This is a genomic window from Cytophagia bacterium CHB2, from assembly GCA_030263535.1.
Classification (GTDB): Bacteria; Zhuqueibacterota; Zhuqueibacteria; order Zhuqueibacterales; family Zhuqueibacteraceae; genus Coneutiohabitans.
Window position 1 is genome coordinate 1 of sequence record SZPB01000357.1, and the last position, 6,674, is coordinate 6,674.

The window sequence follows — 6,674 nt, forward strand, 5'->3', positions numbered from 1 at the left end:
CACCGGCCCGGCGGTGGTGAAGAAGGGCAACTACCGGGTGCCGATCGGCACGCCGCTGCGCTTCCTGCTCGAGACGGTCGGCGTCGACGAGAGCCGATTGAATCGAGTCTTTCTGGGCGGCCCGATGATGGGGCAGGCGGCCTCGCGGCTCGAGATCCCGATCACCAAGGGGACCTCGGGGGTCGTCGACTTCTCGGAAGAAGAGGCGCGGGCGACGCACGCGAAGGTCCATCCCTGCATCCGCTGCGGCTACTGCCTCGACGCCTGCCCGACGGATGCTTTCGTTGCGCCATATGTGCTGGATGCGAGCCGCTGCATTTCCTATTTGACCATCGAGCTGCGCGGCGTTATTCCGGATGAATTACGCGCCCCGCTGGGCAATCATCTTTTTGGTTGCGATATTTGCCAGGACGTGTGTCCGTGGAATCGCAAAGCAGCCGTGACGGAGACGCCGGAGTTTTTGCCCCGCCCGAATGCCGTGGCGCCGCGGCTCTCTGAGCTGGCAGAGTTGAGCGAGGAAGATTTTCGCCAACGCTTTAAGAATTCTCCGGTCAAACGCGCGAAATGGCGTGGTTTTATGCGCAACGTTCTCGTGGCGCTCGGCAACAGCGGTGAGAGGGCGTTTCTGGAAATCGTGAAGAGGTTTATGGATCATTCTGATCCGATGCTGGCTGAAACGGCGCGTTGGGCGGCGCAGCGCTTGCAGACTGCTGAAGAAGAAAAACGCGAGCAGGAAAACGTTGCGTTTCCGCACGAGTTTGTTTAAGATGAAACCTTGCCGGCAATATGTCGTGTCCGGCTTGGCCGAATGCACCGCGCCACGAATGTGAGGCTTGTCATGGCGACGACTCTAATCCCCATTTTTCCGCTGCCGAATGTTGTTTTTTTTCCGAAAGTTTTTTTGCCGCTGCACATCTTCGAACCGCGCTATAAACAGATGGTGACAGATGTTTTGGAAAACGAACGGCAGATCGGCATGATTCTGTTGAAAGAGGGCGGGCAACCCGAAATGCCGGGTTTGCCCTTGCTGTACAACGTCGGCTGCATGGGCCGCATTGAAGCTTACGAAAAACTGCCGCAAGGTCGCTTCAATATTCTGCTGCATGGCCTCAACCGTTTCGAGATCGTAAAGTTTGTGAAGGAAAAACCCTATCACACCGCGCTGGTCAACGTTCTCGATGATGCGCCCTCGCGGCGCGAAACCCACGAGCAATTGCGTGCGCGCGATCACCTGCTCGAAAGATTCTTTACGTATTTCAATCAAGTATTGGGACTCGACGTTAACGAAGAACGCTGGGATCGCAATGCTTCGCTTGAAATGATCGTCAATCAAGTCGCGGCGATACTTGACATTCCCGTGCAGCACAAGCAGCAGCTTTTGGAAACGACGGCGGTCGAGCGGCGGCTGGACCTGGTGCAGGGCATTGTTGATGATCGCTTGAATTACGCTGAAAAACTGCGCCGCATCGTGCTGAATATGCGTTTTGTCCCCGAAGATCCTGAATACAATTGAGCCGAACATGAATGTCGAATTTCTCTGTCCGCATTGCCGCGCCGAAAACAAGGCGGCCTCAGATGTCCAGCAACTGATTTGCCAGAAGTGTGCAAAGCCGATCGCGTTGAATTTTACCGAGCACAGCCGGCAATCGCAGCAAGTCCAGCAATGCGCGGTATGCGGCAATCAGCGTTTTTATTTGCAAAAGGATTTCAACCCGCGATTGGGTATTATCATCTTCGCGATTGGTGTGATCTTTAGCTATCATACAAAATTTCTCAGCCTTTTCATCGCCACTGCCATCGATTTTGCGCTTTATTATTTGCTGCCCACCGTCACGATTTGCTATCAATGCCGCGCGATCTATCGCGGCTTTGCGGAAAACCCCGAGCATCAAGGATTCAATCATCTCACCGCGCTGAAGTATTCCAAAACGGCGACATGAAAATCACTGTACAACTCTTTGCGAGCTTGCGTGATGCCGTGGGCGCGCGCGAGCTTGAGATTGAAGCGCCGGAGTCCGCGACGCCGTTTCAAATCGCGGAAAGGCTGGCGCTGCAATTTCCCAAGTTGGCGCCGCATCTCCCGTCGATTTCATTTGCCGTTGACGGCGAGTTTGTGCCGGCGGATGTTTCGCTGCAGCAAGTGAAGGAACTGGCGCTGCTCCCGCCGGTCAGCGGCGGCTGAAAATCAAACATTGTTCCTTGAAAAAACTGCAATGAGCGCAAAGGAGGGGAAATGGCAGCATTTGATCCGGAACAATCGCACGATCAGAATTTCAAAACGATCTTTGTCGAGAATCCCTGGGCTGCGATTACGTTTGCGCTGCCCAAAAGTGTGAATTTCTTCCGGCATGAGCCGGAGATCGAGGCGATACGGGAGGAAACGATCAAAACTTATTTTTCGGATTCTTACCGGCGAATGGACGTGCCGTTGCTGGCGAAGTACGAACAACTGGCCTTCATCTTTTTGGTGGAACATCAGCACGATGCGCACAAATTTTCGATTCATCACCTGGCGCGCTATGTCAGCCATCTTGAAGAACAATACGAATGCGACGTCATCCCCATCGTCTATTTCCCCAATGCCCCGGTTGCCAGCAAAACCGTCCGGCGTGAGACCAAAAGCTCCTTCATGGGCAAGCGCTATCATTATTTTACCTATGAAACCGTTTTTCTTCGAGCGCTGCCGGCAAAAAAATATCTCAACAGCGCCAATATCGTCGCGCGCTTGTTACTGCCGTTCATGCACTACTCCCGGCGTGATTGGATCGAAGTGCTGGACAGCGCTTTGAAAGGCGTGCTGGATTTGGTCGATCCCGTCCGGGGCTTGCGCCGCAGCAAATATCTTGATTTTGTGCTGCACTATTTTAACTTGGAAGCGTCGCAATGGGAAACTTTTCGCGCTTACAAACATGGGCGCAAAGAAGATCAGGAGGTTGAAATGATCACCAGTATTTTGAAAAAACAAGGTTGGGAAGAAGGCAAGTTTGAGGGCAAGCTCGAAGGCAGACTCGAAGGCAGGCTCGAAGCAGAAAGAGACATGCTCTTGGTGCTTCTGTCAAAACGTTTTGGCGCCATCCCCCCGGATGTTGAAGCCGCTATCCGCTCAAGCAATGATGTGGAACGGATTCACGACGTTCTGGTACGCTTTCTGGAAATCAAGGATTGGCAGGAGTTGCGCGAACTTTTGAACGAGAACCATGATCAAGTTGACGAATAAACCGATTGACGTGGCAGAGCTTCTTTCATATGCCGACGACGAAGGCAGCGGCGGCGTGGTGGTTTTTCTCGGGCGCGTTCGCAATCATTCCAACGGGCAAAACGTCATTGCCCTCGAATACGAAGCGTATGAAGCCATGGCATTGCGCCAAATGGAAAAAATTGCGGAGGAAACCGCCCAGCGCTGGCCGGTGCGCAAGCTTGCGATCGCGCATCGCTTTGGCCGTATGGAAATCGGCGAGGTGAGCGTCGCGATCGTAGCCGCGTGCGCGCATCGTGCTGATGCGTTTGCCGCATGCCGCTTTGCCATTGACACAATCAAGCATGCCGTGCCGATTTGGAAGAAAGAATACCGCCCCGACGGCAGTTTTTGGGTTGAAGGTTGCCAGGCGCACGGCGTCGCTTCAGAAGTTCATCATTCTAATCATCAACGGAAGGAAGTAAGGGTATGATGGTCGAGATCAGCATTCTGCCGCTCGGCAAGGATGCACATCTCAGCAAATACATTGCTGAAGCGGTAAAAATCGTGCATGCCAGCGGCATCGAGTATCGCTTGACGCCGATGGGAACGCTGTTGATCGGCGATTGGGAGCCGGTAATGGCAGTGGTGCGTCAATGCCATGAAGCCGTGCGGCAGAAATCCGACCGCGTCATGACGCGCATTAAGATCGACGATGTGAAAGCGGGAAAAAAAATGCCGGAGGATAAAATTGCATCTGTGGAAAAACTGTTGGGATTCCAGGTGCGCAAATAACCCTGCGGGCAGAGATTCCAGCCTCAGCTTGGGCGTTGCAAAGAATGCTTAAAGAATCCACTTTTGCGAACAGACCACCAGTGATGATCGGAGGAGGAAGCAAGAGATGAGCGTGAACGGCCGGGCAGTTTTGTTTTTGTTGCCGGCGACGGCATATCGTCAAGAAGAATATGAAGCCTCGCGGGAGGCTTTGGAGAAAAAGGGCGTGAAGATCATTGTGGCCTCCACCGTGGCGTCAAACGCCAAAGGCAGCAACGGCGGCCTTGTGAATCCCGACTTGTTGATTGACGCCGTGAAACCGGAGGAATATGCCGGCGTGGTGTTGATCGGCGGGCATGGTGCGAGCCAGTTTTGGCATGATTCCAAAACCCATGAGATTCTGCGCGCGCATCACCGTGACGGCAAGACTATCGCCGCGATTGACCGTGCGCCGGTGGCGCTGGGCGTGGCCGGCCTTTTAAAGGGCAAAAAAGTCACGGGCCATATATCGATTTTTGAAAAGCTGATCAACTATGGCGCAGATTACACCGGTCAAAAAGTCGAACGCGACGGCAATATTCTGACCGGTGAAGGCGCCTATGCCACCACGCTGTTCGCAGAAGAATTGGTGAAAGCGTTTTCCAAAAATTAGTGCCATGACCAATACGCGATTGCCGCCCCCGCTTTACAATGCTTACGGCCGCTATGTGCAGCAAAAATTCGGCGGGCGCGTGCACAAAGTCAGTGTGCATGCGGGATTCACCTGCCCGAATCGCGACGGCACGGCCGGCCGTGGCGGCTGCACCTATTGCAACATCGTAAGCTTTACTCCGGAGAGCGCGCGGCCGAAGTATTCTGTCAGCGATCAAATTCAATCAGGCATCGCGTTTTTGAAGAAGCGTTTTGCCGCGGAAAAATTCATCGTTTATTTCCAGCCGTATAGCAACACCTATGCGCCGGTGGATCATCTTGAACGGCTGTTTCGCGATGCGCTGCAACATCCCGAGGTGGTGGGACTCGCGATCGGCACGCGCCCGGATTGCGTTGATGACGAGAAATTCGACATGCTCGCGTGTCTCGCGCAAGAGACCCACGTCAATCTCGAATTCGGCCTGGAATCGATTTATGATGAAACGCTGCGCCTGATCAATCGCGGCCATGATTTTGCCTGCACGGAAACTGCAATTCGCCGCGCACAGGATTTCGGTTTGCCGGTGACGGCGCACGTCATTCTCGGCTTTCCGAATGAAACCCTGGAGCACTGGCTCGCGATGGCCGAGGCGATCAATGCGATGAGCATCGATATTCTCAAGATTCACAATTTGCACATCGTCAAGCACACGGAATTGGCGCGGCAATATCAGCAGCAACCCTTTCACGTTTTTTCATATGATGAATGGGTTGATTTGGTGATTCGATTTCTCGAACGCCTTGCGCCTGAGATTATTATTGAACGTTTATACGGCGACGCGCCGCGGGATTTGTTGATCGCGCCGCGCTGGTATCTTTCGCGCGCGGAAATCATTCAGGGCATTGAGAACGAGATGCGCCGGCGCGCGACGCATCAAGGGCGCTTGCTGAAAACCGCGGCCCCGCAACAAACGCTGGCGGCCCAGGAAATTTGACGAAGCTCTTGTTGACATGGATGACCATAAACGTAAAACCATTCGGCGGCACCTGGCGTTGCTCACACTTGCTCTGCTCGCGATTCTTGTGATTCTCGCAATCGTCTTTCCGGTCGAGCAGGAGGCGCCTTCCCGCCCAACGACGCAAAATGAAGCCCAACCATAGAGAAGAGGATATGTCAAAATCAAAGCCGGATAATGACCATAACGGCCAAACGCTGACGGGCGCGAGTCGTGAGAGAAAATCAGCGGCGCGCCCGATATTGACTATGGCCGAGAACGAAGCCGAGCAACCCTTTGATCCCGCCACCGGCAGCCTTGCTGACCGGCACGGGCATGCCCGTATGGTGGCATTGGTGCAAGAGCTGCTCGAATTGCTGGGCGAAAATCCTGAACGCCAGGGATTGTTACGCACCCCCAAGCGCGTGGCAGATGCCTTCTCATTTTTGACGGCCGGATATCATAGCGATGTGCAAACCATTCTCAATGGCGCGCTGTTTGACGAACGTTACAACGAAATGGTGATCGTGAAAGACATTGATTTCTACAGCCTGTGTGAACACCATTTGTTGCCGTTTTACGGACGTTGCCATGTCGCCTACATTCCGAACGGCAAAGTTGTTGGCCTGAGCAAGATTCCGCGCATTGTGGAAGTCTTTGCGCGGCGCCTGCAAGTGCAGGAACGCATGACGAACGAAATTGCCACGATGCTGATGGAGGTGTTGCAACCGGCCGGGGTTGCGGTGGTGACCGAAGCGCGCCATTTGTGCATGATGATGCGCGGCATTCAAAAGCAAAATACGGTGGTGACGAACAGCGCTTTGCTCGGCATTTTTCATGAAGATCGCGCCTGCCGGGAAGAGTTCATGCAGCTCATCAGCCACCGCCAGATGAGTTAAACGTTTGACGGGCATGCGAGGATGCTTGCCCGGGCGTTAGATTCAAACTGATAAGGAGGTGAATCATGAAGCTAACCTTTTGGGGCCATTCCTGTTTCCTGCTCGAAACCAGCACCCATCGGCTTGTGATCGATCCTTTCATCACCGGCAATCCGCAAGCGCCGCTCGCCGCCGATCAAATTAAATGCGATTTCATTCTCG

11 protein-coding genes are annotated in these 6,674 nt (G+C 53.8%); all 11 read left to right on the forward strand.

Annotated features, from left to right (window positions below; translation table 11 throughout):
• On the forward strand, positions 1–766 hold a 766-nt coding region (locus tag FBQ85_24555; GenBank protein MDL1878303.1), incomplete at its 5' end, for a 4Fe-4S dicluster domain-containing protein.
• A 42-nt stretch (positions 767–808) separates the two neighbouring features.
• Positions 809–1,513 (forward strand): ATP-dependent protease, encoded by a 705-nt coding sequence (locus FBQ85_24560; protein MDL1878304.1) that lies wholly within the window; start codon positions 809–811, stop codon positions 1,511–1,513.
• Between the two features lie 7 nt (positions 1,514–1,520).
• Entirely contained in the window at positions 1,521–1,940 is a 420-nt protein-coding gene (locus FBQ85_24565; protein ID MDL1878305.1) for a hypothetical protein, read from the forward strand.
• Entirely contained in the window at positions 1,847–2,182 is a 336-nt protein-coding gene (locus FBQ85_24570; protein MDL1878306.1) for a MoaD/ThiS family protein, read from the forward strand. The genes FBQ85_24565 and FBQ85_24570 overlap by 94 nt, the downstream gene beginning before the upstream one ends.
• Before the next feature lie 51 nt (positions 2,183–2,233).
• Positions 2,234–3,217: a hypothetical protein gene (locus FBQ85_24575; GenBank protein MDL1878307.1), complete on the forward strand. Its 984-nt coding sequence runs from the start codon at positions 2,234–2,236 to the stop codon at positions 3,215–3,217.
• The gene (locus tag FBQ85_24580; GenBank protein ID MDL1878308.1) at positions 3,198–3,668 is read left to right on the forward strand and encodes a molybdenum cofactor biosynthesis protein MoaE; all 471 of its coding nucleotides are present in this window, start codon (positions 3,198–3,200) and stop codon (positions 3,666–3,668) included. The genes FBQ85_24575 and FBQ85_24580 overlap by 20 nt, the downstream gene beginning before the upstream one ends.
• Positions 3,665–3,970, forward strand: a complete 306-nt coding sequence (locus tag FBQ85_24585) for an MTH1187 family thiamine-binding protein (protein MDL1878309.1) — start codon at positions 3,665–3,667, stop codon at positions 3,968–3,970. Before FBQ85_24580 ends, FBQ85_24585 begins: the two co-directional genes overlap by 4 nt.
• A gap of 106 nt (positions 3,971–4,076) precedes the next feature.
• Positions 4,077–4,601 (forward strand): DJ-1/PfpI family protein, encoded by a 525-nt coding sequence (locus tag FBQ85_24590; protein MDL1878310.1) that lies wholly within the window; start codon positions 4,077–4,079, stop codon positions 4,599–4,601.
• 4 nt (positions 4,602–4,605) lie between these two features.
• Positions 4,606–5,574 (forward strand): TIGR01212 family radical SAM protein, encoded by a 969-nt coding sequence (locus tag FBQ85_24595; GenBank protein ID MDL1878311.1) that lies wholly within the window; start codon positions 4,606–4,608, stop codon positions 5,572–5,574.
• A gap of 269 nt (positions 5,575–5,843) precedes the next feature.
• Entirely contained in the window at positions 5,844–6,473 is a 630-nt protein-coding gene (gene folE / locus FBQ85_24600; protein MDL1878312.1) for a GTP cyclohydrolase I FolE, read from the forward strand.
• A 65-nt stretch (positions 6,474–6,538) separates the two neighbouring features.
• A partial coding sequence (locus FBQ85_24605) for a metal-dependent hydrolase (protein ID MDL1878313.1) occupies positions 6,539–6,674 on the forward strand: 136 nt, incomplete at its 3' end.

What these genes read in the sequence shown, in the direction of transcription:
- FBQ85_24560 (MDL1878304.1), top strand. Translation starts at nt 809, where the DNA reads ATGCACCGCGCCACGAATGTGAGGCTTGTCATGGCGACGACTCTAATC.
- FBQ85_24565 (MDL1878305.1), top strand. Translation starts at nt 1,521, where the DNA reads ATGAATGTCGAATTTCTCTGTCCGCATTGCCGCGCCGAAAACAAGGCG.
- FBQ85_24570 (MDL1878306.1), top strand. Translation starts at nt 1,847, where the DNA reads ATGCCGCGCGATCTATCGCGGCTTTGCGGAAAACCCCGAGCATCAAGG.
- FBQ85_24575 (MDL1878307.1), top strand. Translation starts at nt 2,234, where the DNA reads ATGGCAGCATTTGATCCGGAACAATCGCACGATCAGAATTTCAAAACG.
- FBQ85_24580 (MDL1878308.1), top strand. Translation starts at nt 3,198, where the DNA reads ATGATCAAGTTGACGAATAAACCGATTGACGTGGCAGAGCTTCTTTCA.
- FBQ85_24585 (MDL1878309.1), top strand. Translation starts at nt 3,665, where the DNA reads ATGATGGTCGAGATCAGCATTCTGCCGCTCGGCAAGGATGCACATCTC.
- FBQ85_24590 (MDL1878310.1), top strand. Translation starts at nt 4,077, where the DNA reads ATGAGCGTGAACGGCCGGGCAGTTTTGTTTTTGTTGCCGGCGACGGCA.
- FBQ85_24595 (MDL1878311.1), top strand. Translation starts at nt 4,606, where the DNA reads ATGACCAATACGCGATTGCCGCCCCCGCTTTACAATGCTTACGGCCGC.
- folE (MDL1878312.1), top strand. Translation starts at nt 5,844, where the DNA reads ATGGCCGAGAACGAAGCCGAGCAACCCTTTGATCCCGCCACCGGCAGC.